This is a genomic window from Pseudomonas sp. GW821-FHT07F05, from assembly GCF_059418765.1.
Window position 1 is genome coordinate 22,107 of record NZ_JBWKQL010000017.1, and the last position, 25,912, is coordinate 48,018.

Annotated in this window: 21 protein-coding genes; 5 read left to right on the plus strand and 16 right to left on the minus strand. The window is 61.5% G+C overall.

Going from position 1 to position 25,912, the window contains the following annotated elements; translation table 11 throughout:
• Positions 1-55: 55 nt before the first annotated feature.
• The 9 genes from AC07RO_RS24425 to AC07RO_RS24465 all read right to left on the minus strand — a co-directional run bounded on the left by AC07RO_RS24425 (position 56) and on the right by AC07RO_RS24465 (position 7,611).
• Positions 56-1,075, minus strand: coding sequence for a ketoacyl-ACP synthase III (locus AC07RO_RS24425; RefSeq protein WP_495087272.1), 1,020 nt, complete (start codon positions 1,073-1,075; stop codon positions 56-58).
• A 7-nt stretch (positions 1,076-1,082) separates the two neighbouring features.
• Positions 1,083-1,724 carry an acetyltransferase gene (locus AC07RO_RS24430; RefSeq protein WP_495087273.1) on the minus strand — a complete coding sequence of 214 codons (642 nt, stop codon included), beginning with the start codon at positions 1,722-1,724 and terminating at the stop codon, positions 1,083-1,085.
• Positions 1,721-2,482, minus strand: coding sequence for an SDR family NAD(P)-dependent oxidoreductase (locus AC07RO_RS24435; protein ID WP_346628730.1), 762 nt, complete (start codon positions 2,480-2,482; stop codon positions 1,721-1,723). Before AC07RO_RS24435 ends, AC07RO_RS24430 begins: the two co-directional genes overlap by 4 nt.
• Entirely contained in the window at positions 2,483-3,586 is a 1,104-nt protein-coding gene (locus AC07RO_RS24440; protein ID WP_192172670.1) for a 3-oxoacyl-ACP synthase III family protein, read from the minus strand.
• On the minus strand, positions 3,583-4,653 hold the full coding sequence (locus tag AC07RO_RS24445) for an aromatic ring-hydroxylating oxygenase subunit alpha (RefSeq protein ID WP_495087274.1): 1,071 nt from the start codon (positions 4,651-4,653) through the stop codon (positions 3,583-3,585). The genes AC07RO_RS24440 and AC07RO_RS24445 overlap by 4 nt, the downstream gene beginning before the upstream one ends.
• 111 nt (positions 4,654-4,764) lie before the next feature.
• Positions 4,765-4,992, minus strand: a complete 228-nt coding sequence (locus AC07RO_RS24450; RefSeq protein ID WP_237254702.1) for an acyl carrier protein — start codon at positions 4,990-4,992, stop codon at positions 4,765-4,767.
• A gap of 356 nt (positions 4,993-5,348) precedes the next feature.
• On the minus strand, positions 5,349-6,059 hold the full coding sequence (locus tag AC07RO_RS24455; protein ID WP_495087275.1) for a class I SAM-dependent methyltransferase: 711 nt from the start codon (positions 6,057-6,059) through the stop codon (positions 5,349-5,351).
• 128 nt (positions 6,060-6,187) lie between these two features.
• Positions 6,188-7,024, minus strand: a complete 837-nt coding sequence (locus AC07RO_RS24460; protein WP_495087276.1) for a phytanoyl-CoA dioxygenase family protein — start codon at positions 7,022-7,024, stop codon at positions 6,188-6,190.
• Positions 7,025-7,032: 8 nt separating this feature from the next.
• On the minus strand, positions 7,033-7,611 hold the full coding sequence (locus AC07RO_RS24465) for a class I SAM-dependent methyltransferase (RefSeq protein WP_192172673.1): 579 nt from the start codon (positions 7,609-7,611) through the stop codon (positions 7,033-7,035).
• Between the two features lie 353 nt (positions 7,612-7,964).
• Here AC07RO_RS24465 and AC07RO_RS24470 point away from each other — a divergent pair, with 353 nt between their 5' ends.
• Positions 7,965-11,519 (plus strand): glycosyltransferase, encoded by a 3,555-nt coding sequence (locus AC07RO_RS24470; protein WP_346626635.1) that lies wholly within the window; start codon positions 7,965-7,967, stop codon positions 11,517-11,519.
• Positions 11,520-11,535: 16 nt separating this feature from the next.
• Here the strand turns inward: AC07RO_RS24470 and AC07RO_RS24475 are convergent, their stop codons facing one another.
• Positions 11,536-12,564, minus strand: a complete 1,029-nt coding sequence (locus AC07RO_RS24475) for an AraC family transcriptional regulator (RefSeq protein WP_346626634.1) — start codon at positions 12,562-12,564, stop codon at positions 11,536-11,538.
• 188 nt (positions 12,565-12,752) lie between these two features.
• On the opposite strand from AC07RO_RS24475, the gene AC07RO_RS24480 reads away from it, so the two are divergent.
• The gene (locus AC07RO_RS24480) at positions 12,753-13,937 is read left to right on the plus strand and encodes an acetyl-CoA C-acyltransferase family protein (protein WP_495087277.1); all 1,185 of its coding nucleotides are present in this window, start codon (positions 12,753-12,755) and stop codon (positions 13,935-13,937) included.
• A 12-nt stretch (positions 13,938-13,949) separates the two neighbouring features.
• Positions 13,950-14,801 (plus strand): 3-hydroxybutyryl-CoA dehydrogenase, encoded by an 852-nt coding sequence (locus tag AC07RO_RS24485; RefSeq protein WP_192172677.1) that lies wholly within the window; start codon positions 13,950-13,952, stop codon positions 14,799-14,801.
• A gap of 172 nt (positions 14,802-14,973) precedes the next feature.
• Here AC07RO_RS24485 and AC07RO_RS24490 read toward each other — a convergent pair whose 3' ends face one another.
• From AC07RO_RS24490 to gabT, 6 genes are all read right to left on the minus strand, one after another.
• A complete protein-coding gene (locus AC07RO_RS24490) occupies positions 14,974-17,355 on the minus strand; it encodes an efflux RND transporter permease subunit (protein ID WP_495087278.1) in 2,382 nt (793 codons plus the stop codon).
• A 26-nt stretch (positions 17,356-17,381) separates the two neighbouring features.
• On the minus strand, positions 17,382-18,494 hold the full coding sequence (locus AC07RO_RS24495; RefSeq protein WP_495087279.1) for a WD40/YVTN/BNR-like repeat-containing protein: 1,113 nt from the start codon (positions 18,492-18,494) through the stop codon (positions 17,382-17,384).
• Positions 18,495-18,790: 296 nt separating this feature from the next.
• Positions 18,791-19,750, minus strand: a complete 960-nt coding sequence (locus tag AC07RO_RS24500; protein WP_495087280.1) for an omptin family outer membrane protease — start codon at positions 19,748-19,750, stop codon at positions 18,791-18,793.
• 174 nt (positions 19,751-19,924) lie between these two features.
• On the minus strand, positions 19,925-20,413 hold the full coding sequence (locus AC07RO_RS24505; RefSeq protein WP_003174918.1) for an Lrp/AsnC family transcriptional regulator: 489 nt from the start codon (positions 20,411-20,413) through the stop codon (positions 19,925-19,927).
• Between the two features lie 44 nt (positions 20,414-20,457).
• The gene (locus AC07RO_RS24510; protein ID WP_282371123.1) at positions 20,458-21,132 is read right to left on the minus strand and encodes a tautomerase family protein; all 675 of its coding nucleotides are present in this window, start codon (positions 21,130-21,132) and stop codon (positions 20,458-20,460) included.
• Positions 21,133-21,183: 51 nt separating this feature from the next.
• Positions 21,184-22,482: a 4-aminobutyrate--2-oxoglutarate transaminase gene (gene gabT, locus AC07RO_RS24515; RefSeq protein WP_423575018.1), complete on the minus strand. Its 1,299-nt coding sequence runs from the start codon at positions 22,480-22,482 to the stop codon at positions 21,184-21,186.
• Positions 22,483-22,696: 214 nt separating this feature from the next.
• Between gabT and AC07RO_RS24520 the strand changes: the two genes are divergently transcribed.
• The gene (locus tag AC07RO_RS24520; RefSeq protein ID WP_495087281.1) at positions 22,697-23,623 is read left to right on the plus strand and encodes a 2-hydroxyacid dehydrogenase; all 927 of its coding nucleotides are present in this window, start codon (positions 22,697-22,699) and stop codon (positions 23,621-23,623) included.
• A 780-nt stretch (positions 23,624-24,403) separates the two neighbouring features.
• Positions 24,404-25,783, plus strand: a complete 1,380-nt coding sequence (locus tag AC07RO_RS24525; protein WP_495087282.1) for a pyocin S6 family toxin immunity protein — start codon at positions 24,404-24,406, stop codon at positions 25,781-25,783.
• Positions 25,784-25,912 lie beyond the last annotated feature (129 nt).

The window sequence follows — 25,912 nt, forward strand, 5'->3', positions numbered from 1 at the left end:
CCTTTTTGCGTGCGGCTGAACAGTCACCTTACGCGCCGGAGGGTGACGCCTTCGCTCACCAGCGAATCACGCAGCCACCCCACGAATACCCCACGCCGAACCCCACCGCCGTGATCACGCTGCCGGGTTGCACCTGGCCTTTCTTCAGGGACTCTTTCAGCGCAATCGGAATGCTGCACGACACCGTGTTGCCGCAGTGTTTGAATTCGGTGATGAATTTCTCCGGCGCCAGCTTCAGTCGACGACGCAACGCTTCGAGCATGAACTGGTTGGCCTGGTGAAAGACGAACAGGTCGGAATGCTCGACCGTGAACTGCTCGTCGAACAGTGAGGCGAACAACGCCGGGACCCGGGTCATGGAGAATTCGAAGATCGCCGGGCCGTTCATGTACAGGTCCGCGTCCGAACGGACATTGCCGCTGTCGTCTTCGTAATCGACGGGCATCTGTTCTGCATCGAACGGCCGGCGGGCAGCGCCCATGGGTACGATCAGGTTGTTCGCTCCGGCGCCGTCGCTGCCATAGCGGAAACGATCAAGGCAAGGCCCCTCTTCGTCCGACGCTTTGATCAACGTGGCGGCCGCCGCATCGCCAAACAGCGTGCGCACGCTCTTGTCCCGGGGGTTGATGTAGCGGCTGTAGGTTTCGGCGGTGATCAGCAGCACGTTCTTGCACTGGCCCGATTCGATGAAACCTTTGGCAATGCCCAGCCCGTAGATGAAACCCGAACAGCCCTGATTGAAATCGAACGCGGCGCAATGCTGCGGCAGTTGCAGGCGATGCTGCAGGATGCAGGCGGTGGCCGGGAGCATGTGATCGGGGCTTTGCGTGCAGTAGATCAGGCAGTCGATCTGCTCTCGCGCCGTGGCGCTGTTGGCGAAAAGTTTTTCGCAGGCGCGAAACGCCAGGTCCGAGGCGGTCTCGTCGTCGGCAATGATGTGCCGCTGGCTGATCCCGGTCTTCTGGAAAATCTTGTCGACGTCCCACTCCGGAAACGCTTCGGCCAGCATCTGGTTGTCGAGCACGCCCTCGGGCAATTCGTATTCGATTTCGGCGATTCGAGCGTAGGTAGGCATGTCGTTCTTATCCTGAGATGCACTTGGCCGGCACACCGAAAACCACGCTGCCGGGTTTGACCGCCCGCAGCACCACGCTGCCGGCGCCGACCACAGCCCCTTTTCCGACGCGCACCTTGGGCAGCACGGAGGCGCGCGAACCGAGGAACACTTCGTCTTCCAGCACCGCGCCGCCGGTCAGATCACAGTGCCCGCTGAGGGTCGAGAACTGGCCGATGACGGTGTCATGGCCGACGGTGCACAGCGAGTTGATCGTGACGAAATCGCCAACGACCAGATCAACCGACAGCACCGAAAACGGACAGACCAGCACGCCCCGCCCGATCGTCACGTTCTCGCCAACGATGGCCGTCGGGTGAATCAGCGTGAAGAACGCCGCGCCCTTGGCCTGCAGCTTTTCCACCACGTATTTCTTGTCGGCGGGCTTGCCGATGGCGCAGAGCAGCAGCTCATCGTCGGCCGGTTCGTAGGCGTCGATGGTCGAGAGAATGTCGGCGTAATGATTGAAGCGATTGAGCGACAGGCTGCCGTCATCGATGAAGCCGCCGATGACGTAATCCGGGTTGTGCTCGACCCAGTCCTTGAGCCAGGAATGGACCTCCCGGCCCAGCCCGCCTGCGCCGACGATAATGAGTTTTTTGGTGTTCATTCGGCCAGGTAACCTCCATCGACAACCAGCGACGTACCCGTGACCCAGCGCGCGGCCGGTGACAGCAGATAATTGACGGCGTAGGCCACGTCCAGCGGATGACCGAGCCCCAGCGGATGTTTGCGTTCGATGGCGGCCATGGCGTCTTCGCCGACCAGGCCTTCGAGTTTCTCCGCCATTTCGGTTTTGATCACGCCGGGCGCAATGGCGTTGACGCGAATGCCTTCCCGCGCCAGCTCAAGGGCGGCGGCGCGAACCATGGATTCAACCGCGCCCTTGCTCGCGCAGTAACCGATCAACGCGGGTTGGGCGACCTGAGCCATGACCGACGACAGCATGACGATGCTCGACGGGTTGCGGCACACGCCTTTTTGCCTGAACGCCTTGATCAGGGAAAAACCGGACGTGACGTTGGTGGCGAAAATGGTTTCCCAGTGATCCAGGCCCATGGCCCGAATCGGCAGCGGCAATTGCACGCCTGCCGCATGCACCAGACCGTCGAATGGCGAGCCGTTGCGCGACAGTGCTTTCAGCCAGGCGGAGACGTCGCCGCCACCCAGAAAATCAAAGACTTCGACCGAATGCCCTTCGCCGTGCAACTGGCTCAGGGTTTCTTCCAGGCGTTGAGCGTCACGGGCCACGGCGACGATTCGTGCGCCCTGTCGGCTCAGCCAGATCGCCACTTCACGGCCGATCCCGGAAGACGCGCCGGTGACCAGGATGGACATGCCGTCCAGGGAAAAAGGATTGCTCTGCACTTACGCCTCGCTACTGTCTGTGCCGACCAGCGTCAGCGGGCTGATCCACGTGTTGTCGAGATCGACGATGCAACCGGCCCACGAATACCCCACGCCGAAACCGGCGAGCAAGTGCTGGCCGTGCAGGGTCGAGCCGCTGTCGGCCGTGGCCGCATTCGCGCCAAGACTCAACGCCAAGGGAATCGACGCGCTGCTGGTGTTGCCGACGTTCTGCAGATTGAGCACGACCTTTTCCGCCGGCAACTTGGTCTTCTTCGACAGGTGCTCGAGCATGAAGCGGTTGGCCTGATGGAACACATATTTGTCGATGGAGCGTTGCTGTTCCTCGGCGTGCTTTTCCAGGGTGCGCACCAGCCCCGGCACGCGGGCCAGGGTGAAGGCAAAGATCTCGGTGCCGTTCATGTACAGGTCGAACGGGCCACGCACATCGTCTTCACTGGTGGAGCCATCGGCCCCCTTGCGGTCACGAAACCCTCCGCCGGGCACGATAAGGTTCTTCTCGCCACGGCCATCGGTGCCAAGCACGAAAGGCGCGCCGGCAACGGTGTCATCGTGGTCGAGCAACGTGGCGGAACCGGCATCGCCAAACAGCGCGGCCACCGAGCGATCGCCCGGCGCTACCAGTTTGCTGATGGTGTCGCCGACCAGCAGCAGTACGCGTCGGCTGCCGCCACCGGCGATCATCGCCGACGCCATCCACAGTCCATACACGTAACCCGAGCAGCCCATGTTCACATCGAGCGCGGCGGTGGTGACCGGCAAACCGAGGCGCCGTTGCAAGGTGCAGGCGGTGGCCGGGAGCACGTAGTCCGGGGTCTGGGTGATGAAGATCAGCGTGTCGATGGACGTTTTGTCGATGGCCAGATCCGCCAACAGACGCTCGGCCGCCTCGACACACAGGTCCGACGTGCATTCGTCCTGCACCACATGCCGGCGCTCGATGCCGGTGCTGGCCATGATCTTGGCGATGCTCTCGTCGCCGAAGCGCCCGGTCAGGTCCGCGACGTCCGACACGCCCTTGGGCAGCGCACAGGCGATGCCCCTGATTTTGACGTTGGCAATGCTGCGCACTGCGTCAGCGCTACTGCCAGTGACGCTACTCATACCCGTTCCTCGCCAACCGTTGTGACGGCACCGGCCTGTCGTGCCCACTCCGCGCAGGACGCCCGAAAATGCAGAAGCTTGGCTTCCAGCGAACTGTGATAACGCGGGGCATTCCAGGACCAGGTGTCGCCAGGAATTCGTTTACAGATGGTGTGATCTTCTTCGAACACGGCCCGGTTGTTCTCGGCCGTGGACGTCATGAACGTGGACACGATCTCGTCGTATCGCTCGGACGCGGCACGCAGCGGGTACAGCTGGCTGGTGAACCAGGTCCGGTCGGGTTGTGCAGAAGGAAAGAAATTCTGCATCGACCACGAATAACCGTAGGTCGAGGACAGCATCGAAAACGGATACAGGAAAATGCTCACGTAGCCTGAGTAGGCCTCCCGAGGGGCAAAAAAGCGCGACAGGCTTTCCAGCCGTCGAGCGACCTTTTCGTTCTCCACCGGGGCGTACCAGATGGAGTTCTCGCCGTAGAACACATTCTCGCCGACGCCCAGTTTCAGGGTCGCCAAGGTGTCCCGGTGCACGAGGGGGATGTGGTACGGCTCGAGGGCGTTTTCCAGGGAAATCGGCCAGTCGGCTTCGAAGGCGTACCGATTGAAATCCGAGGGCTTGTTCAAATCCGGGGTGGTCTGCTCAAGCAGGGTGAAGATGTCCTGGCCCAACTGGTCAGGCAACGACGCCCGGGGTTCGATGGCGAAAAACACCAGCTCTCCACAGGTCGCCAGCTTGAAGAAATTCAGGCTGGCGCTGCCGATGTCACAACCGACGAAACGCTTGGCGTCAGGGATGCGCAGCTGACCGTCCGCGTAATTCCAGCCGTGGTAGGGGCAGAGAATCCGTTGATGGCCTGCGTCTTCGGTGAAAAACCGCGTCCCCCGGTGGGGGCAGCGGTTGTCGAAGGCGATCAGATTGCCCGCGTCGTTGAACACCACGACTTCGAAATCCAGCACATTGAAGCGCACAAAATCCTTGTCGTCGGCCACTTGCGACTTCAGGCAAAGCGGATGCCAGTAGGCTTTCACCAGGTCCGGCGCGATCCGTTGTGAGGCTGTGCACGTCATGAGTCTGTCCAGAAAACGGGGTCACGCGTGAGAGCGCCACAGCCAGGGCCGCGTGGCTGCCCTGATGTTCAAGCGCTTTCGGTAATGGAGCGCCTTATCCGGAAACCGGGTTTATTCCGAAACCAGCGTGATGACGTCCCGGACGGTTTCGCACTTGTTCAGGCGCGAAGCCGAAATGGTTTTCTCCAGGCGCTCGTCGACCAGGGCCATAAAGGTCACCAGGGCAATCGAATCCCAGTCCAGCGGCTGATCGACCTTGAGGGTGCCCTCATCGGCTTCCATCGCTTCTTCGATCAACGCGACGACTTGCTCTTCCAGTGCCACTGCTTGCTCTACCATCTCTCGCCACTCCACGGACCATGATCGGACGCCTTCGCCGATGCGTAGCGGGACTGAAGCAAGTTCCGAACCAGAACCCGAAAAGCAGGCGCCAGGCCACGGATCATATGGGGTACAGGGGTTTCCGGGAAAGTTGGAAGAATCGAGGGGAGACAAAAAAACGGCGCGCTCGAGATGCGACCAGGCCGTTGTATCTGGATTGACTGCAGCCAACGACGTGGGTCAGGCGTTCTGCGATCAATTATGGGAGCGAGCTTGCTCGCGAAAACGCCGGTACACCCAGTCAATCTCCAGCGGCGGAATGCTGTCTTTGCGGGCCACTATGGTGGCCCGCGCAGGATCAGCGCCCATCGTCATCACGCTGCAGTTCTTTCCTCACCGATCTTCGCGCCGCGCATGTGGAACACCAGCATCGTGCCTTCGATGTGATACAGCTCCAGGCTGCCGGCCAGGTCTTCCAGGTAGCGGGTCAGCTCGGGAAACTGCGGATTACCGTAGTCATGCCAGACGATGCAGCTGCTGTCGCCACCGAGCATCTTCAGCGAGTTTTCGGTGTCACGCTTGACGTATTCGTACTCGTGGTTGGCATCGACAAAGATGAAATCGAACTTGCCCGCATAGGGCGACGGATCAAAGGTCATGGAGTCTTGTAGGATCTGCCTGACCATGGCCTTTTTCGGCGACTGGTTATACTTGCGGCTCGACAGCACGGCCTTTTCGGCGAGCAACTTGTCATCGCCCTGGAACACGATACCGTCGGTGTCCGGCAGGTCCAGCGTGTAAATCCGTGGCTCGCTGTCGCCGTTGTCCGGCAGATCTTCCAGCACCAATCGGGTGGTGCGCCCGTCGAAGGTGCCGAACTCGAACACGAAGTCCGGGTTGATGGCGCGGACCAGCTTGAGCAGCATCACCGATTCAAATGCCGTCAGGCTGCCGGCGCCGTCGGCGGGGGGCATGAAGAATTTGACCTCTTCTTCCCGGCCGTCCTCAATGCTCAGCACGCGGTAGGGCCGAATGTGCATCAGCGCTGAAGGCGCGTATGTGCGGGTCGCGAGACAGGTATCCATTTTCTCTCCTCAAATCGGTTGTCAGACGCAGGGGCGCATAATTGGGTCAAGCTGCGCCAGCGGGGTCAGTGTTCAGGGGGCGGTATCGACGGATACCTGCAACGCGCGGACAGGTCAGGCGTGTTGAATCATTCTGTTGTGTTACCGGCAATGTGTGCGGCGTCGGCTTTCAACTGCGTCAGCTCTTTTTCGTATTTAACGATCTTGAGAATGCGTGAATTGACGAAGTGACGCGTGATGTTTTTGGGCGAGAAAAAGACATCGGTCTGCCACTCACCGCATATCAGCTCTTGCCCGGTGGGGTCGTCGGCCGGCTGAAGAATCATGTCGGCCATGATCCGGTCGACACCCGAAACGTTCGGCCCTGACTCATGCCACAGTCGACTGTCCATGATCACGAAGTCGCCGGGCGCCAGCTCCGGCGTGACGGTCGGCCATTGCACATCGAAACTGGCCGGATCGATTTCACCGGCATCGCCGAGGAGCCCCAGGGCGTGGGAACCCACATGAAAGGTCATACCGCCGTTGTCTTTGTTCACCGCACTGATTGCTACGAAAACGCTGCACTTGTTGCTATTGCCTGCGTGATAACAACTGTCCTGGTGCAAAAACACTTTGTTCGCACTCAGCGCGTCCTTGATCACAAAGCGATGGTTATACAACGCGATGTGCTCGCCCATCAGCGGCTTCAGCGTATTAGCAAAAACCGGCTCGCGGTACAGGTGCGCGAGGCCTTCGGGCAGCTGTTCGTTGAGGGACACCGGGTTGGCACGATTGACGTCCCGGCCCTTCTTCAGCACCGCGCTGTAAAAGCTTTTCCACTCGTCTTGCCATGCTTCTACGACCGCCCGTGGCACGGCGTTGCGCACCACGAAGACGCCTGTCTTGCGGAACACGTCGACGTTGAACGTGCCCGACGAGAGGGCGGGAATCAGCGCCTCAAGGGACTTCACGGTGTCGTGCATGGCGGCGTTCATATGAAACGGAACGTCAGTTCGCTGTCTTTGGTTTCCTTGAACTTGTTACACCGGGCAAGGACGTTATAGCGAATCGGAAACAGCTCACGGTCCGGGGATTCGAGAATATCGATCTCGACGATATCGAAGTCGCGCAGCAGCGCATTCCAGCCATGTTCGGTAATGCGCCAGCAGTCCGGGCTCGGACCGTGTATGCGCCAGTTCAATGGGGCGGAAATCAGCAGATAACCCTCATGTTTGAGGATGCGGCGAATCTCCTTGATGGTGTCGAACGGGTTCAGCGTGTGCTCGATGACTTCCATGCAAACGACGCAGTCATAGGCGCTGTCGGCAATGAATTCGTTCTTGCGGGTGATATCGCCAACAAGGGTCGGCCCGTAAGTGTCGACGATGTCGAAGGTATCAACGGCGAACTGGGTGAAACTTTCCCGAACCAGCGAACGCTCCTGGGGGCCGACTTCCAACAACCGTCCGGTCTCTTCGTGGAGCAACTCGGCGGTCTTCTTGACGAAGTGCTGCAAGTGATCGCGGGCCAGCTGGAACGTGTCGTTATCGAATTTCGAAGGTGTCGCCATGGTATGTCCCGCTGTCTGCCTGGGGCAGTGATTGGAAGGTGATCGGCGTGAAGCAAAGCCGCCTGTCTTTCGAGTATCGGCATGAATACGACGATCATTAATCTACTCAAGCACGCTTTCCAGCAGGCCTCAAGACCTATCACGCAAGCACAACTGGCCACCCTCGCAGGGCCATTAATTGGCCAGTAGGCGCAGGTTTCACGGCAAAACCTGATGCCCATTCGTTGGCCGGGATATTGCTTCATCGGATGTTCATGCCCGAGGCGTCATTTTCATGACGGGTCGCTTGCGCACCCGTTTTGCTGTCAATGCGCCGATGTTCGAGGCACGTTTTTCAACTACCGGATACCCCCATGGATTCTCAACGACTGGTCAGTGTCGTCATCGCCGTCTGCCGTACCGATTTTTTTGAAACCGCGCTGAGCAGCGTGATCGGGCAGACCCACGATGCCATTGAAATCGTGATCTGCGACGACGCCACGGACGGTCTGGCAGAAACCGTAACGGACCTGTACCGGGCGTCGTGCCGCTGGCCGATTCGCTACCTGCGCAACGAATTTCCCGAGGGCGCCGACGCCTGTTTCAACCGCGCCGTTGCCGAAGCTTCCGGGCAGTACATCAAGTTCATGGCGGGTGACGCCGTGCTGGCGCCGGACTGCATTCAGCAGATGGTCGCGGCGCTGGAGGTCAATCCCCAGGCCTCACTGGTGGCTGCGCACCGCCAGTGGTTGAACGCCGAGGGCGAGGCGCTGCAAGAGAATCTGGCGACACGCTTTCGCGTCACCGAGCCCACGGTATTCAATGGGCCTGACATCGTCGGGCTGCTGGGGGAGTTCACCTGCAATTTCATCGGTGAGTTGAGCAGCGTGCTGTGTCGCCGCGATGACCTGCTGGCGTTGGGCGCCGATCTGTTTTCCCTCAACGGTGAATCCGTCGGCCCGCTGGGGCACTTGGCGCTGTACGCCAAGTTGCTGCACGACGCCGAGCTGATCCTGCTGCCGGCCACGCTGACGGGCACGCGCATCGCCCCGCAACAGCTGACCGAACAAGGCATCGAAATTGTCGGCACGGACAGTGATCACCTGCCCGTGTTTCATCGGCTGATCCGTGAAGCCGGCTGGGCCAGCACGTCGCTGGACAATGGCTGGGTCGGCGCCCGCCCGTTGTCCGCAACCCAGGGGTTTACCGATTTCAACCTGCTCGCGCAGTTGTCCGCGCCGTTGCCGCAACGGCTGAACCCGCAGCAGGTCGAGGCCTGGCTCGGTCATCGCGTGCCGACGGCCGAACAGCAAACGCAGATCGACCAGCACCTGGCCGACGTCGGCGCGCCTTCGCTGTTGGTGGTGATCAAGGATGTTGCCAACGCCCCGGAGAAGATTCAGCGCAGCCTCGACAGCCTGGCCCTCCACGGCGCCCTGCACGCTGCCATGAACGTCGTGGTGTTGACCGACGCGACCGAGCTGCTGGCCACCTTGGTCGGCCCTAGGGTGACCACCCTTGCCATCGGCGCTATGAACACTGCCGCGCTGCTGAATCAGGTGGTCGAAAACCACCGTTTTGACTGGCTGATCGTGATTGACGCCGGCACCCAATTCACGCCGTTCGGCCTCGCTGCCAGCGCGCTGAAGCTGCTCGCATCCCCTGACGCCCGCGCCGCCTTCGCCGACGAAATGCACCGGCGGCCTCGGGGTGGCTTGAGTTCAGCCATGCGCCCGGACTTCAACCTCGACTACCTGCTGAGCTACCCGCTGCTGACCGCAGGTCATTGGCTGTTCCGGCGGCAGACCCTGGTGGACCTCGGCGGCTTCGATGAGCGCTTCGCCGATGCCGCTGAATTTGACGTCATCCTGCGTTTGTTCGAGGGTGAAGGCGCCGGGGATATCATCCATATCAGCGAGCCGCTGCTGGTCTGTGACCTGCCGGAAGCGGTGGAGAATCCCGACGAAATCGCGACGCTGCAGCGCCATCTGCAGGTGCGCGGTTATTCGCAGGCGAGCATCGAACACACCCTGCCCCGCCGCTACCACGTGCGCTACGGCCACACCGATCAACCCTTGGTGTCGATCATCGTCCCGACTAAGGATCAGCTGCCGTTTCTGCAGCGCTGCGTCGAAACCCTGCTGCACACCACGCGCTACCTGAATTACGAACTGCTCATCGTCGACAACAACAGCGAAACCCCCGAAGCCCTCGAATGGCTGGCGCGCATCGACGCCCTGGGCTCGGCGCAGGTGCGCGTGCTGCGTTACCCGCACCCGTTCAACTATTCGCGCATCAATAACGTCGCTGCGGCCCAGGCCAAGGGCGAGTACCTGGTGCTGCTGAACAACGACACCGCCATCGTCCATACGGGTTGGCTGGACGAATTGCTCAATCATGCGTTGCGCCCTGAAGTCGGCGTGGTCGGCGCCAAGCTGCTGTTCCCCAACGGACGCATGCAGCATGCTGGCGTGCGCCTGGGCATGGACGGCCCGGCCGGTCACCAGCACATCGGTGAGCCCGGGCACATTCAGGGTTACATGCAACGCGTGCAGGTGGATCAGGACTTGAGCGCGGTGACGGCGGCGTGCCTGATGGTCCGCCGCTCGATTTACGAGGAAGTCGGCGGGCTGGACGAAGAGGCCTTCGTCGTGTCCTACAACGACGTCGATCTGTGCATGAAAGTCGGCGCCCTCGGCTACCTGAACGTCTGGACGCCCCATTCGGTGCTGATCCACGAGGGCAGCGTCAGCCAGACCCACGTCGACACCGCCACGCAGCAGGCCAAGCGCAAGCGCTTTGTCGGCGAGCAACTGGCGATGTACCGCAAATGGCTGCCGACCCTGGCGAACGACAGCGCCTTCAACACCAATCTTTCGTTCGACCTGCAATCAGTGGAACTCGAACTCAACATGCCGTTGGTCTGGCGGCCGATGGCCTGGCGCCGCGATCCGGTGGTGCTGGCCTACCCCGCCGGCCTCTGGGCCTCGCCCCATGAGCGGGTGATCGCACCGTTCGAGACGCTGCAAGCCGCCGGTGTTGTGGACGGCATGCTCAGCAGCCAGGCGCTGTCGATTCCCCAGGAGGGTCGCTTCAAGCCTAACGTCGTGGTGTTTCAGGCCCGGCTCGACGCCGACCACCTGCAAACCATCGCCCGCGCCCAGCTGTTGCCGGATGCCTTCGTGGTGCTCGACATCAATGACCTGCAACTGGGTTCCCGGACGCCAGGCGAAGACCCGTTCGCCTTCGATGCCGAGTGCGTTGACCTGCTGCAGAAGAGCCTGCATCAGGCCCATCGCGTGATCGCTTCGACCCAAGTGCTCGCCGATATCGCTCGCGAATTTCACGCGGACGTGCGGCTGCTACCTTCGCGCCTGTCGCCTCAGGTCTGGGGCAACCTCGTCTCGCGCCGTGGCGTGGGTGGCAAGCCGAGGGTCGGTCTGGTCAGTGATCGCTGGCAGCCACAGGATCTGCACATGATCCTCGCCGTGGTCGAGGCCCTGGCAGAAGAGGTGGAGTGGATCGTGATGGGCGATGACCAGGGCGTGCTGCGCAGTCATGCCCATGAATTCCACGACCGGCCGCCCGCCGAGCAATACGCCACAGCCGTCGCCGACCTGAACCTCGATCTGGCCCTGCTCCCCGCCGTGGATAACCTGTTCGGCGCCTGCAAGAACAACATCACCCTGCTGCAACTCGGCGCCTGCGGTGTGCCGGTGATCTGCAGCGACGTTCGCGCCTACGCCGGCGACTTGCCGGTCACGCGGGTACCGAACACGCTGGAGGCCTGGGTCAACCTGATTCGTGCCCACACGATGGACCTGACCAGCGCCGCGCTACTCGGCGACGACTTGCGCGAGCAGGTGCTTCGCGACGGGATGTTCGACGACGCGGCTGTTCAGGCCTGGCGCGAGGCGTGGCTGCCCTGACACCGGCGGCGGCTCATCAGTCGGCCGTCATTGAGTTGCTGGCGGCTTGCTTCCTGCGGTAGCCGCCCGGACTTTCCCCCGTCCATTTCTTGAACGCCCGGTGAAACGCGCTGGGCTCCTGAAACCCCACCAAGGACGCGATCTCCACCACGCTCAGCTCGGTGTCGCGCAGCTTCTGCTGGGCGATGCCGCGGCGGACGTCGTCCTTGATCCCTTGAAACGCGCAGCCCTCGCGCTCCAGCCGACGGCGGAAGGTGGTGGCACTGAGTTTCAGTTCATCGGCCATTTCCAGCAGCGTCGGCCAGTGGCCGTAATGGCTGTTGCGCAGGCGCTGATAAACCTGCGCCGCCAGCCCGCGCTGGTTGCGGTAGCGAATGACCAGCCACTGCGGCGCGGTGCGTAAAAATGATTTCAGCGACGGCAACGACTGCACCACCGGCAGACGCAGGTAGTGGCTGGAGAACTCGATTTCGGTGCGTTGCTCGCCAAAACTCAGGTTGAACCCCCACAGCAGTGAGTCGTCGCTGAGACGCTGACGGCGCTGGTGAAACTGCGCGCGGTCGATGCTGATGCGGCGCCCGCCGAGCCAGCACAACAGGCTGATCATCAACAGCAAGAACGTTTCCTCACCGAAGCGCTGCCGGACCGGGTCGTCTGTCGTGGTGTCCACCGCGAGCACGGCGCGCGCGCCGCGAACAATGAGGCTGCCGCGAAAGTCGCGCAGGAACAGGCCGAAATTGCTCAGGCACTGGCGCAGGGCTTTTTCCAGAGTGGGTTCCTGAATCAGCCCCCGGCAAATCAGGGCGAAGCTGCCCAGGGGCATGCCGTGGGAGTCGAGGCCGAAAAACTCGTCGCCCAGTTCCTTGATCTGAATCAGCCACAACGCCGCAAATGCGCTGGCCGAGACCCGCGCGGTGGGGTCGTCGAGCAGCGCCATGTCGATCTCCGCCGCCTCAAGAACCGACTGCAAACGCAGCGGCTGGTCGCGCAGCGCGTGGACGATCAACTGGACGAAGTAGATCGACACTGAATCCTTTTCCCGCATGACCGCCTTTCCCTTTTTGAATGGTGCACCACGGATCAGGCGCTGATGGTAAAGAACGCCAGCCCATCTGGACAGTTTCGGCATAGGCCCGTCCCGAACGCCGATCTAGACTTGCCCGCAGTCAGCACCGGCCGAAACGCCATTTCGCCGTGCCGCCCCCATAATTCCAATACGTGTCAGGAGTCCCCATGAGCACACCCGAAGTTTTCGTCGTCAGCGCACTGCGTACCGCCATCGGTGGATTCGGCGGTTCCCTCAAGGACGTCTCGCCCATCGAACTGGGCACCCAGGTCAGCCGCGCCGCATTGGCCAAATCCGGTATCGCACCGGAGCACATCGGCCATGTGGTCATGGGCCACGTGATCCCCACCGAAGTACGCGACGCCTATCTCTCCCGCGTCATCGCCCTCGAAGCCGGCCTGACCAAAGAAACCCCTGCCATGAACGTCAATCGCCTGTGCGGCTCCGGCCTGCAGGCCATCGTCTCGGCGGCACAGTCGCTGATGCTCGGTGACGCCCAGGCCGTGCTGGCCGGTGGCGCCGAATCCATGAGCCGTGGCGCGTACATCATGCCTCAGGCCCGCTGGGGTGCGCGCATGGGTAATGTGCAGGCGTACGACTACATGCTCGGCGCGTTGCACGATCCGTTCGCCAATATTCACATGGGCATCACCGCCGAGAACATCGCCGAGCATTACGGCATCACCCGTGCCGATCAGGACGCCCTGGCGCTGACCAGCCAGCAGCGCGCCGCCCACGCCATCGCCGAGGGCCGTTTCGAGGGCCAGATCGTGCCCATCGAGATCGCCACGCGCAAAGGCACCGTCACCTTCGCCCAGGACGAACACGTGCGTGGCGACGTGACGGCCGAGCAGTTGGAGAAGATGAAGACCGCGTTCAAGAAGGACGGCACCGTCACGGCCGGCAATGCGTCCGGCCTCAACGACGGCGCAGCGGCGCTGGTCATGGCCAATGGCGACATGGTCCGCGCGCACGGCCTCAAGCCGATGGCGCGTCTGGTGGCCTATGCCCATGCCGGGGTTGATCCGGCGATGATGGGGTTGGGGCCGATTCCGGCCAGCCGCAAAGTGCTGGAACGTGCGGGCCTGACCGTGGCGGATCTGGACGTGATCGAATCCAACGAAGCCTTCGCCGCCCAGGCCTGCGCCGTTGCCCGTGAGCTAGACTTTGATCCTGCGAAGGTTAACCCGAACGGCTCGGGCATCTCCCTCGGCCACCCGGTGGGCGCGACGGGGGCGATCATCGCCACCAAAGCGATCCACGAGCTGCACCGGGTTCAGGGCCGCTATGCGCTGGTGACCATGTGCATCGGCGGCGGTCAGGGCATCGCCGTCATTTTCGAACGCGTGTAAGGAGGCTTGTCGATGAGCATGCAACACATCGCCGTGATCGGCGCCGGCACCATGGGCAACGGCATCGCGCAGGTCTGCGCGGTGGCGGGTTTCGACGTGACCCTGCTGGACATTTCCGACACGGCACTGGAGCGTGGCATGGCGACCGTGCGCAAGAACCTCGAGCGGCAGGTGACCAAGCAGACGGTCGCGGCCGATGTCGCCGAAGCGGCCCTGGGGCGCATCAGCGTCACCACGGACTATGGCCAGTTGAATGGCGCTCAACTGGTGATCGAAGCGGCCACCGAGAACCTGGAACTGAAGCTGCGCCTGCTCAAGCAGATCGCCAGCCATGTCGACCGCGAGTGCGTGATCGCGTCGAACACCTCGTCGCTGTCCATTACGCAACTGGCGGCCAGCGTCGAGCACCCGGAGCGGTTCATCGGGCTGCACTTCTTCAACCCGGTGCCGATGATGAACCTGATTGAGGTCATTCGCGGTTTGCAGACGGCGGACACCACCCACATTGCGGCGATCAAGCTGGCCGAGCGGTTGAACAAGACTGCGATCACCGCCGGCAACCGCCCGGGGTTTGTGGTCAACCGGATTCTGGTGCCGATGATCAACGAGGCGATTCTGGTGTTGCAGGAAGGCCTGGCCACTGCTCAGGACATCGACGACGGCATGCGCCTGGGCTGCAACCAGCCCATTGGCCCGCTGGCGCTGGCTGACCTGATCGGTCTGGACACCCTGCTGGCGATCGTCGAAGCGTTCAACGAAGGCTTCAACGACAGCAAATACCGCCCCGCGCCGCTGCTCAAGGAAATGGTCGCGGCGGGGTATCTGGGGCGCAAGACCGGGCGTGGTTTTTTTGTTTATAACTGAATGAATCCGGATGTGGGACAGCGTGTTTCTGGTAGGACTGGCTTTAGCCGGGAAAGCGTCGGTGGTCACACCGCTAAATTGATGGCGGTCAATCCGGCCTCTTCCCGGCTGAAGCCGGTCCTACATAACGCGTTCGCCAGCAAACGCGCTCCGACGACCTAAATGTCGCCACTCAATGGGAAAACAGCGAGTTCCCGACCTTGCCCGCCATCTTCTCCGGTTTGATCAGGAACCGCGCCAGCGCCGGCAACAGCCACAGGGCGCCGAACATGTTCCACAGCAGCATGAAGGTCAGCATCAGGCCCATGTCGGCCTGGAACTTGATGGCCGAGAATATCCAGGTGCACACCCCGATCGCCAGACACAGGCCAGTGAACAACACCGCTTTGCCCGTGGACTTCAGCGTCTGGTAATACGCTTCCTGCAACGGCAGTCCCGCCCGCAGGAAACTCTCCAGTCGGCTGTAGATGTAAATCCCGTAGTCGACCCCGATCCCCACCCCGAGCGCCACCACCGGCAGCGTTGCGACTTTCACGCCGATGCCCATGAACGCCATCAGCGCGTTACCCAGCACCGACGTCAGCACCAGCGGCAGGACGATGCACAGCGTCGCCGCCCATGAACGGAAGGTGATCATGCACATCACCGCCACGCACACGTACACCAGAATCAGAATGGTCAGCTCGGCCTGCTTGATGACTTCGTTGGTGGCCGCCTCGATCCCGGCGTTACCCGCCGCCAGCAGAAACTCCAGGCCGTCCTTGTTGTTCTGCTGCGCGAACTCCTGCACCGCATGCACGGCGCGATCCAGGGTTTCGGCCTTGTGGTCGTTGAGGAAAATCAGCAACGGCGCCAGGGAACAGGTGTTGTTGTACAAACCGTCAGCGCGGGAAATCGAGCTGTTGAGCACGTCCTTGTTGCGCGACAGCGACTCCCATTTCAGGTTGCCCTCGTTCATCCCCTTGATGACCTGCTTGGACACAGTCACCAGGGAAATCGCCGACTGCACCCCCGGCGTATTCTCCATTTTCCACGACAGCTCGTTCATCGCCGACAGCGTCTGGTACGCCGAACACCCCTCGGGCGGCGTCTTGACCATCACCACCAGCACGTCGGAGCTGGTGGAGTAATTGTTGATGATGAAACTGTTGTCCTGGTTGTAGCGCGAGTCCGGCCGCAGTTCCGGCGCGCCTTGATCGAGGTCGCCGATCTTCAGGTTATGGCCGTACCAGAGGCCGCCCACCAGCGCGACCAGCGCCAACGTCACTGACACGCGGGCGACTTTTGGTGCGGCGAAGTTCGACAGCAGACGCCAGAATGGATGCTCGCGCACGGCATCCTCTTTACTGCGCACCACGGCTTTTTTGCTGATGCCAACGTAGGAAATCGCCACCGGCAGGAGGATCAGGTTGGTGAACACGATCACCGCCACGCCAATGGACGCCCCGATGGCCAGCTCGCGGATCACGCCAATGTCGATGATCAGCAACGTGATAAAGCCGACGGCGTCGGCAAGAATCGCGATCATCCCCGGCAGGAACAACTGGCGGAACGTACGGCGTGCAGCGGTGAGCGCGCTGTCGGCATCACTGGATTGCAGGGCGATGCCGTTAATCTTCTGCACGCCGTGGGAGATACCGATGGCGAAGATCAGAAACGGCACCAGCATCGAGTAGGGATCAAGGCCAAAACCCACCACATGCATCAGGCCCAGCTGCCAGATCACGGCGATCAACGTGGTGCTCAACACGGCGATGGTGCTGCGGGCGCAGCGGGTGAACCACATCAGCAGGACCAGTGTGATCAGGAAGGCGATGCCAAAGAACATCACCACCATGATCAGGCCGTCGATCAGGTCGCCGACCTTCTTGGCAAAACCGACGATGTGAATCTCGACATTGGGGTTCTGCGCTTCGTACTTGTCGCGGATCTTCTCTTCAAGCTGGTGGGAGAACTGCCGGTAATCCAGCGGCAGCAGCTTGCTCTGGTCGTTGGGGTCCGGGTAGAACTCCTGCAACGGCACATCGACGATGCTCGACTTGAAGTTGTTGGAGACCAGACGCCCAACCTGCCCGGACTTGAGGACGTTATTACGCAGCTTGTCGAGGCTCTGTTGCGAGCCGTCGTAGCTCTGCGGAATCACCTCGCCGCCGGCAAAGCCCTCCTCCGTCACTTCAGTCCAGCGCACGCTGGGGCTCCACAACGACTTGAGCCCGGAGCGGTCGACGCCGGAAATGTAGAACACCTCGTCGTTGATCTGCCGCAGCGTCTCCATGTACTCCTTGGAAAAGATGTCGCCCTGCCTGGCTTCCACCGAAATGCGCACGGTGTTGCCCAGATTCGCCAGGTCGTTGCGGTGCTCCATCATGTTCTGAACAAACGGATGACCCAGCGGAATCATCTTTTCGAAGCTGGTGGACGGGCGCACCAGGGTCGCTTGCCAGAACAGAAAGATGCTGACCAGCAGGCAGATGCCGATCACCGTCTTGCGGTTGTTGAAAATCAACTGCTCCAGGCGCGTCGGCTTGTCGTGGTGTTGTTGAAGGTTGCTCATGGAAACGTGTCCTCGCCTGCTTGTTCTTATTGTTGAGCGCTGTCAGCGCCCGTCGGCGAGGTGACGCGGACGCCGCCCTGTCCCACCAGAACCAGATTGCCTTTGTCGTCCTCGGCTACGCCGGACAACGAAAGCCGGTCGGGGCGATTGGCAACCGTGAAGCTTTCGCCATCGTCCGTGCTGCGCATGACGCTGCCGCCGTTGCCGACCAGCACGATAGAGTTGTCCGGCATCAGTGAGGCGTTGGCGATGCTGAACTCCAGCGGGCCGCGCTCACCCTGTCGCGGGACGGGCTCCCAGGTGGTACCGAAATCGGTCGAACGAAACAAATTGCCGCGCAGGCCGTAAACCAGCAGCGTGTTGGATTCCGCCGTGCCTACCGCGCCGAACAATGAGCCCTGATAAGGGCCTTCGAGTTTCTCCCAGGTCTGGCCGTCGTCCGGGGAGCGGAACATGCTGCCCTGTTCCCCGACCACGAACAGGCCGGCGTCCTTCACGAACGCAATGCCGTTGAGGTGAAACTGGTCTTCGTTGTCCAGCCGGTCGCCGATGTCTTCCCAGTGCTGGCCGCCATCGGTGGTTTCCAGCACCGCCCCGTAGGCACCCACGGCAATCCCGGTGGTCAGGTCCTTGAACCAGACATCCAGCAACGGCGCTTCGCGTTTGAGGTCTTCGAACTGTTTGGTCCAGGTGGCGCCGGCATCGCTGCTGGCGAGGATCTGCGCATCGTGGCCCACCGCCCAGCCGTGTTGCTCATCGACGAAATACACCGCCGTGAGCATCTGGCGCGTCGGCACTTTGGCTTGGGTCCAGGTTTTGCCCTGGTCATCGGAATAGAGAATGTGGCCGCGATCCCCCACCGCGACCATGCGCTTGCCGGCATGGGTTACGTCCAGCAGCAGGCTGCGGGAGGCTTTCGCGGACTCGAGGGCGCAGACGGCGGAATCGCCAGCGTTCGCGGGGGCGTCACCGGGTGCGGCGGCGGACGTGCTGTCAGCAGCCAAGGCAGCGCCACAGAAGAGGGGAGAGATAAATAGCGACAGAGCAGCGTGGAGAGGCAGGCTCTTGAAAAGCATCCGGGCGCTGAAATGGCACCGAATGACCGCAAACCGAGTGCGCCGAATGACGGGCTCACGCATGAAGCTACCCCTTTCTTTATTTTTATTGGGTGCTCCAGAAGGCCGTTTAACCGCGCAGACGCTCTAGCCTGCACGCGACGTGGCCGTACCGAAGCGACCCCATCCTAGTCAGCTTTGGAAACGTATGACAATCGACATGACGTTATCTTTTGTTAAGCAGCGGGGCGCTGATTGGCGTGTTATCACTGGGAGTGATTGACCGAATTCACCGTGTGTAGCGTCGCTGGGCCGTGGAGCTCCCATTCAGGCGTCAACCGTGCCGGGCCGCTCGGCACCAGCACGGTTGTCGGCTTGGCTCAGAAAGCGTAAGTGAGCGCCAGCGTGGACATCGTCGTCCTGGCAGACTGACTGCCCGCGTCACCTGCAATACGGAAGCGATCGCCGCTGTGGGTGTCCTTGATCAGCGTGTTGCCTTTCGCCTCGGCGTACACCTGATGATCCAAACCCGCCCTCACCGAAAGCTGCGGACTCACGCGGTAACTGAGCGCAACCGCCAGACTTTGCATGCGGCCGTCGTTCCCGTAGTCACCGTCGTAGGTAACGCCGGTGACATGATGTCGATCGTGATCCCGCGCCCGAACCCACTGGCTGTATTTGAACCTGCCTTCCAGCGTCCAGTTGCGGAAATGGTAGAGACCGACCAGCCCCACATAAGGCGTGTCGTAGGTCTGCTGATAGGAAATGCCTTTCTCCCCCGCCGGAAATTCTCCGGACTCGTCGCGGAACCCTTCGTCCGACGAATAGGTGTAGCGCCCGCCTTTCGCCGACCAACCAAACTGGTTGCGCTGATAACCGAGCATCACGCCCAGTGCCACATCCTCACGCTTGAGCGCCCACGCGGTGGCGGCGAAATCGGCCTGCCAGGCTTTGCTGACCTGAGTGTCCGGATGATCGGAATAGTGGCTCCAGTCGCCGCGATCTTCCTCCAGCCAGTCGTAATCCTTCAGATGCCCATCGCCCTTCGCCACCCGCGTCCAGCCGTTCAGATCAAGGGACAGCCAGTTTATCGGCTGGTACTTCACGCCCAGATGAAGCGTCGGCACCTGCTTCATGCTCCAGTTCAACTGGCTGATCTTCTGCCCGCTTTCAACGTCGTACACCTTTTCCCGCGCCTGACCATTCAACAGCCCGACACCCAGACTCACCCCAACCGCCCCCAGCTGGAACTGCTCCTCGCGGGTCGTCTGCGCTTCGGCTGACGCCTCGGCGTTAAACGCAGCCAGCCCTACCCATAACAGCGTATTCCTGCCCTTCATCACCCACTCCGCACTCTTCTTATTGAGATTTTTGCCCAGCGCCGCACGCCGCTGGACAAGGAGCGAAAGGATGAAGCGCCGCGAAGGAAATCTCTGCCGGGCGGTTCTGAAGGAACTGCGTGAAAGCTAAACGTTGGCGTTGGGAAATTGCCTACAAAGCCGTCGAAGGTCTGTTCAGTGACGCAACAATTTGCGCAATGGCACCCCATCCTTGAGCACCGGCGACTTGATGACGATGTAGCTGAAGTACTTCGAGATCCCGATGTTTTTGTCGAGCAGGCTTTCCACCACTTCCTGATAGTGCTGGATGCTGCGGGTCATGAAGCGCACCAGGTAGTCGTAGCCGCCGCTGATCAGGTGGCATTCCAGCACTTCGTCCACTAGACGGATGTTGGATTCGAACTTGGCGAAGTCTTCGCGCTTGTGGTCGCTGAGGGTGATTTCGGTGAAGACGGTGACCGAATCGGTGATCTTGGCCAGGTTCAGATGCGCTTTGTAGCTGGAGATATAACCGGCCGACTCCAGCCGTTTGACCCGCTGCAGGCAGGGGCTGGCAGAGAGGCCGACGGCATCGGCGAGGCTGACATTGGTCATGCGGCCGTCCTTTTGCAGTTCGACCAGGATGCTGATGTCGATCCGATCCAGTTTTACGAGCCCTTCCATCACGTACCTCTTGACTGCCGTTGTAAGACAATCTTCTAGCAAAATCAGCGCCGTAAAGACAGCTGATGCTGCGCCACCAGGTCGGCCATGCTGTTGATGCAGTATTCCGCCGCGCAGGGCGAAGGCTGACGCGCCCGGTGGCGGCCGATCAGGCAGCGGTCCAGCGCGGCGAAGGGCTCGACCGACGGTCGCGTTACGTGCAGGACCGGTTGCACCTGATCGCCCTGATCCGTGAGCCATTGCGGACCTTCGGCCAGGGAAATGAAATCTTCCGGTGCAATTCCCAGTCGCTCGCACAGCACGCCGCGATCCTCTGCATCGCGGTCGCCGCGCACCAGCAGTCGATAGAACTTGCGCAGGTAGAGCATCGCCCCCGGCGCGTCTTCGAACAGCGACCAGTTGCCCGCTGAACGGGCAAAGCTCATGCCCTCCTCCCAACTGGCGTGCAGGCCCCATTTTTCCGCCAGTTGGCGATGGGCGAAGCACAACAGGCCACTGAAACCCAGCTCGGCGAAGCGCGGATACAGGCTCGCAACCACCGCGCTGAATTCGGCCAGCACGTCATCCCTGGCCGGCTGCCCGCCGCGGCTGTCGAGCAGCGGTTGCAGCGCGGCCCAGACACCCGAATCGCGATCCACCAGCACTTCATCGCAATCGATCAGTAACGCTCGGTACTCTGTCAGTCCAAATCCTGTCAGCCCCAAATCTGTCAGCCCCATGTGGATCGAACCTCCCGGATGCATCTGGCCCGTTACGGGCAAGGCGCTACTTCAATTCGAGTTCAAGACCCGTGCCAAGGCGGCGTCGAGGATCTGCACGGCTTCGTCGACCTGGGCTTCTGTCGTCACCAGCGGGGCGAGGAAGCGCAGCACGTTGCGGTAAACGCCGCATTTGATGACCAGCAAACCACCGGCACGGGCTTCGTCGATCACCCGTGAATTGAGATCGGCGTCCGGGGTGCGCGCGGCGTCATCCTTGACCAGCTCGATCGCCAGCATGAAACCGGTGCCGCGCACATCGCCGATGCGCGGGTAGCGCGCCTGCAAACCGATCAGGCCACGGCGCAGGCGCTCGCCCAAAAGCTGGCTGCGCGCGAGCAGTTGTTCTTCCTCAAATGCATCGATCACCGCCAGTGCCGCTGCGCACGCCAGGGCGTTGCCGCCGTAGGTGCCGCCGAGGCCGCCGGGCAGCGGCGCGTCCATGATGTGCGCTTTGCCGACCACACCCGACAACGGCAAGCCACCGGCGAGGCTTTTGGCGACGGTGACCAGATCAGGCTGGATGCCGGCGTGCTGGTAGCCGAACCAGGTGCCGGTGCGGCCGAAACCGGTCTGGATTTCGTCGAGGATCAGCACGATGCCGTGCTTGTCGGCCAAGGCGCGCAGGGCCTGGAGAAACTCCGGCGGCGCGGTGAGGAAACCGCCATCGCCCTGCACGGGTTCGATCAGAATTGCAGCCACGCGGTCCGGTGCCACTTGGGTGGCGAGCAATTCGTTCAGCGCGGTGATTGCGTCAACGCTGCTAACGCCGCGATAGGCGTTCGGGTACGGCGTATGGAACACCTCCGGCGCAAACGGCCCGAAGTTCTGCTTGTAGGGTTGGCTCATGCCGGTGAGCGTGGTGCCGAGCAAGGTGCGTCCGTGGAAACCGCCGCGAAAGGCGATCACCGCTGAACGGTTGGTATGGGCACGGGCGATCTTCACCGCGTTTTCCACCGCTTCGGCGCCGGAGGTGAAGAACGCGGCCTTGTAGGCTTCCTGCCCGCCGATCATTTCGCACAGGCGCTGGGCCAGGTCGAGGTAAGGCGTATAGGCCGCCACCTGGAAGCAGGCGTGGGAGACTTTTTGCAGTTGAGCCTGCACGGCTGCGACCACTTTCGGGTGGTTGTGGCCGATGTTGAGCACGCCGATGCCGCCGACGAAATCCAGGTAGCGCTTGCCATCCACGTCCCACATTTCGGTGCCCTGGGCGCGGTCGATCACCAGCGGGTGCGCGGTCACCAGGCCACGGGGCACAAATTGCTCGCGCTGACGGAGCAAAAGAGGGGTTTCGTCGACTTTGCTGTTCATGGCATTTCCCATCGTGAGTCCGGCAACCTGGAGGCGGTTGCGATGCTGTTCAGGTTACGGCGTGCGGGCAACGCACTTAGCCGAACTTGGCCCGTGAGAAATTCGGATCAACTGTTTTGGCCCCGCCTTTCAACAGATCCTGCGCCGGGCTTGGGGGATGATGTGGGCTGGCTCCCTACACTTCCCTCCAACGTCCTTTCAGCAGGAAACGCCCATGGCCTTGCTCTACAAAGCCGACCCCGCGCGCGCGCCACACTGGCAGACGCTGTTCGCCGAACACGCACCGGACATCGAATGGCGCGCCTGGCCGGACATCGGCAATCCCGAAGAAGTCGAGTACCTGGCCGCCTGGCAGGCGCCGGATGATCTGACGCAGTTGCTGCCCAATCTGAAGGTGCTGTTTGCGCTGTCGGCCGGGGTCGATCAGCTGGATCTGTCGCGGTTGCCGGCGGACCTGCCCGTAGTGCGGCTGCTGGATCCGGGCATTACGCGGGGCATGTGCGAGTACGCGACGTGGGCGGTGTTGAGTCTGCACCGGGACATGCTGCGGTACCGCGAGCAGCAGACGGCGCGGCGTTGGCAAGCGCATCTGTTGCAGCCGGCAGAAAATCGGCGCGTGGGGGTGATGGGGTTGGGCACCCAGGCGCAGCAGATTCTGGCGACGCTGGCGCCATTCGGCTTTGCCTTGTCGGGCTGGGCGCGCAGTGTTCATGAGATTGAGGGGGTGGACTGTTTTGCGGGTCAGGCGCAGTTGTCGGCGTTTTTGGGGCAGTGCGATATTTTGCTGTGTGTGTTGCCGTTGACGGAGCAGACGGAGGGGATTCTGGACCGGAATCTGTTTGCGTTGCTGCCGCGGGGTGCGGGGCTGGTGAATATGGGGCGCGGCGGGCATCTGGTGGAGGGGGATTTGCTGGAGGCGCTGGAAAGTGGGCAGTTGAGCGGCGCTGTGCTGGATGTGTTGCAGGTGGAGCCGGCGGCGGCTGATCATCCGTTTTGGGGTCATCCGCAGGTGGTGTTGACGCCGCATGTGGCGGCGATGACGCAGCCGGCGAGTGCGTTTGGGGTATTGCTGGAGAATATTCGGCGGTTTGAGCGGGGGGAGCGGATGGTCGGTCAGATAGATCGAAACCGCGGTTATTGAGATCCAGATCAAGATCAAAAGCGTCGGCCTAACGGCCTCGGGTTTCGCCTTCGGCGAGTTACTTGGAAAAGTCGAAAGTCGCACCATCCCCAAGTAACCAAGGGTGCTTGCTCCTGGTTGGGTTCCTCCTCCGTCGGAATACCCTCACTTCGACGACGCTCCGTGGGCACGCGCCGAACGGACATCCATGTCCGCAACGGCGCTCTCGCCGCATCCATGCGGCTCGACCCACTGCGCGTCGTCTGCGTTCGGCCTGCACCCAAGTCGCGATTTGTGGTGTCTGGACTGTTTGTGTATGAGGATCAAAAGCAGATCAAAAGCAGATCAAGGGCTTCCCGGCTGAAGCCGGTCCTACGGGGATCGCCGCTGGTCCCACTGACACAGCGCATGCTTTTAGTGGGACCGGCTTTAACCGGGAAGCTTTCGATCTGATCGTTCCCACCCTCCGCGTGGTAATGCCGCCCCGGACGCTCTGCGTCACGCCATTTATCTTTTGATCGTTCCCCACGCTCCGCGTGGGAATGCATCCCCTGACGCTCCGCGTCATCGGTCTCACTGATGTACGCGCCCTCATAGTGGGACCGGCTTTAGCCGGGAAGAGGCCCGCGCAGTCGCTATCAATTTCGCGGTGTGCCACCCGATGCTTTCCCGGCTAAAGCCAGTCCCACGGCAATCTAAAGCCTGTGCGCCCGGCAACATCCCGTAACCCCCACGCCGTTGACCACCCGTCGACCCGCCCGCATCCTCCGCCGCCTCAAATTGGCAGGCATCAACAAGGTCATGTTCAAGGACGACAAAAAAGATCCCTTTGGGGACGACTCGATATTCAAAGGGCTTCCCAACGGGGGCGCGTCATGGACACCCTGGAACCCGTCTCCCGAACCTGAGCGGTTGCCTACCCCGATGCCAGAGCCCTGGCCGGCCCCGAAGGAGCGCACGGACAAGGTCTTCTCCAAATCCTGCACCGGGGAATGGTGCAGTACTGACGCTGGCACTGAGGTAGAGCCCGCCTCCAACTTCGGCGCGATCATGATGGCGGGCGCCATGATGCTGCCCTCCGCCTCCAACGCCATTGCCGCCGCACTCGGCGCAGACATGGGACTGGGCCGTATGGCTGGTGGCGGCATCATGCAGCGCAGCCACACCTGGCTGCTTCGCGGAGCCGGCGGCCCGGCGAGTCTGTTCATCGTCGGCATGCTCCCGGCGAAGATGGGCGACGGCACGCTCTACACCGACGACGAATTGCGCAACCTGACCCAGGCGACAACGCGGGTGCGTTTCCAGTTGCGCCGTGATGCAGAAGGCGAGTTGCAGATCTACGGCATCCATTCCAAAGCATCCGGCGACGACTCGGTCCGCACCGTGCAAGCCCGCTGGAACGCCGACAAAAGTGCGATGGAAGCCCATCTCAACGGCATCACCATCCTCATGACGCCCCGCCTGGGCCGACACGAGAGACTGGAACCGCTGGTCTACCCTGAAAACAGCGATGCCCGATTAGGCACCATCCTCGTCCACCCGATCCCGGAAGACTCCGATAGCCAACTCGAAGACCTCCCCGGCGACGACATCACCGCTGAAGACTGCATCTTGGTCTTCCCCGCTGATTCGGGGCTGAGGTCGATGTATGTGGTGTATGCAAGGCCGTTTAATGGGGATCATGGGTATCATCCGCCTCCGCTGGACCTCCCAGGCTTTCCAGACGCCAAGAAAGCAGACAGTAAAACAATGGTCCAGGGTGGTGGAGCGAAGCGACGACGCTGGAAAGATCCCAAAGGCCGAATATTGAGTGGGATAGTCAGCACGGGACTGTCGAAATGTATGACAAACAAGGCAAGCACTTGGGGGAGTTTGATCCTCAGAGCGGCGAGCGAACCAAGCCGGCCAAGCCCGGCCGTAAAATTGAAAAGTGAGAGTTCTATGTTCCTCTATATATTTGGATTTTTGCTCGACAGCACCGAAGACGACTCGCTGAAGTTTGAAATGAAGATAGATCCGTCGTTGAATGACGAAATCGTAGCGCGGCTCGGCCATGCAACCCTAAACGCGATGGCGGAAGGTGACTGGCCGCTGACAAACGAGCAGGTCACAATGCTGTCTTCAATCACGGGACGCCAACTTCCGACCGATCTGAAGCTCCTGATAGGCGTCGTAGCGTGAGCACAGCACGGGGCCAACCACCCTCTGGATAACTTAATGAGGCGTTCCAACCAAAGCATTCGCGAGCAAGCTCGCTCCCACAGGGACGGTGTCCGGGCATGAAATTTTGATCGTTCCCACGCTCTGCGT

Coding starts and splice junctions, on each gene's coding strand:
- AC07RO_RS24425 (WP_495087272.1), bottom strand. CDS start 1,075: ATGCCTACCTACGCTCGAATCGCCGAAATCGAATACGAATTGCCCGAG.
- AC07RO_RS24430 (WP_495087273.1), bottom strand. CDS start 1,724: ATGAACACCAAAAAACTCATTATCGTCGGCGCAGGCGGGCTGGGCCGG.
- AC07RO_RS24440 (WP_192172670.1), bottom strand. CDS start 3,586: ATGAGTAGCGTCACTGGCAGTAGCGCTGACGCAGTGCGCAGCATTGCC.
- AC07RO_RS24445 (WP_495087274.1), bottom strand. CDS start 4,653: ATGACGTGCACAGCCTCACAACGGATCGCGCCGGACCTGGTGAAAGCC.
- AC07RO_RS24450 (WP_237254702.1), bottom strand. CDS start 4,992: ATGGTAGAGCAAGCAGTGGCACTGGAAGAGCAAGTCGTCGCGTTGATC.
- AC07RO_RS24455 (WP_495087275.1), bottom strand. CDS start 6,059: ATGGATACCTGTCTCGCGACCCGCACATACGCGCCTTCAGCGCTGATG.
- AC07RO_RS24460 (WP_495087276.1), bottom strand. CDS start 7,024: ATGCACGACACCGTGAAGTCCCTTGAGGCGCTGATTCCCGCCCTCTCG.
- AC07RO_RS24465 (WP_192172673.1), bottom strand. CDS start 7,611: ATGGCGACACCTTCGAAATTCGATAACGACACGTTCCAGCTGGCCCGC.
- AC07RO_RS24470 (WP_346626635.1), top strand. CDS start 7,965: ATGGATTCTCAACGACTGGTCAGTGTCGTCATCGCCGTCTGCCGTACC.
- AC07RO_RS24475 (WP_346626634.1), bottom strand. CDS start 12,564: ATGCGGGAAAAGGATTCAGTGTCGATCTACTTCGTCCAGTTGATCGTC.
- AC07RO_RS24480 (WP_495087277.1), top strand. CDS start 12,753: ATGAGCACACCCGAAGTTTTCGTCGTCAGCGCACTGCGTACCGCCATC.
- AC07RO_RS24485 (WP_192172677.1), top strand. CDS start 13,950: ATGAGCATGCAACACATCGCCGTGATCGGCGCCGGCACCATGGGCAAC.
- AC07RO_RS24490 (WP_495087278.1), bottom strand. CDS start 17,355: ATGAGCAACCTTCAACAACACCACGACAAGCCGACGCGCCTGGAGCAG.
- AC07RO_RS24495 (WP_495087279.1), bottom strand. CDS start 18,494: ATGCGTGAGCCCGTCATTCGGCGCACTCGGTTTGCGGTCATTCGGTGC.
- AC07RO_RS24500 (WP_495087280.1), bottom strand. CDS start 19,750: ATGAAGGGCAGGAATACGCTGTTATGGGTAGGGCTGGCTGCGTTTAAC.
- AC07RO_RS24505 (WP_003174918.1), bottom strand. CDS start 20,413: ATGGAAGGGCTCGTAAAACTGGATCGGATCGACATCAGCATCCTGGTC.
- AC07RO_RS24510 (WP_282371123.1), bottom strand. CDS start 21,132: ATGGGGCTGACAGATTTGGGGCTGACAGGATTTGGACTGACAGAGTAC.
- gabT (WP_423575018.1), bottom strand. CDS start 22,482: ATGAACAGCAAAGTCGACGAAACCCCTCTTTTGCTCCGTCAGCGCGAG.
- AC07RO_RS24520 (WP_495087281.1), top strand. CDS start 22,697: ATGGCCTTGCTCTACAAAGCCGACCCCGCGCGCGCGCCACACTGGCAG.
- AC07RO_RS24525 (WP_495087282.1), top strand. CDS start 24,404: ATGTTCAAGGACGACAAAAAAGATCCCTTTGGGGACGACTCGATATTC.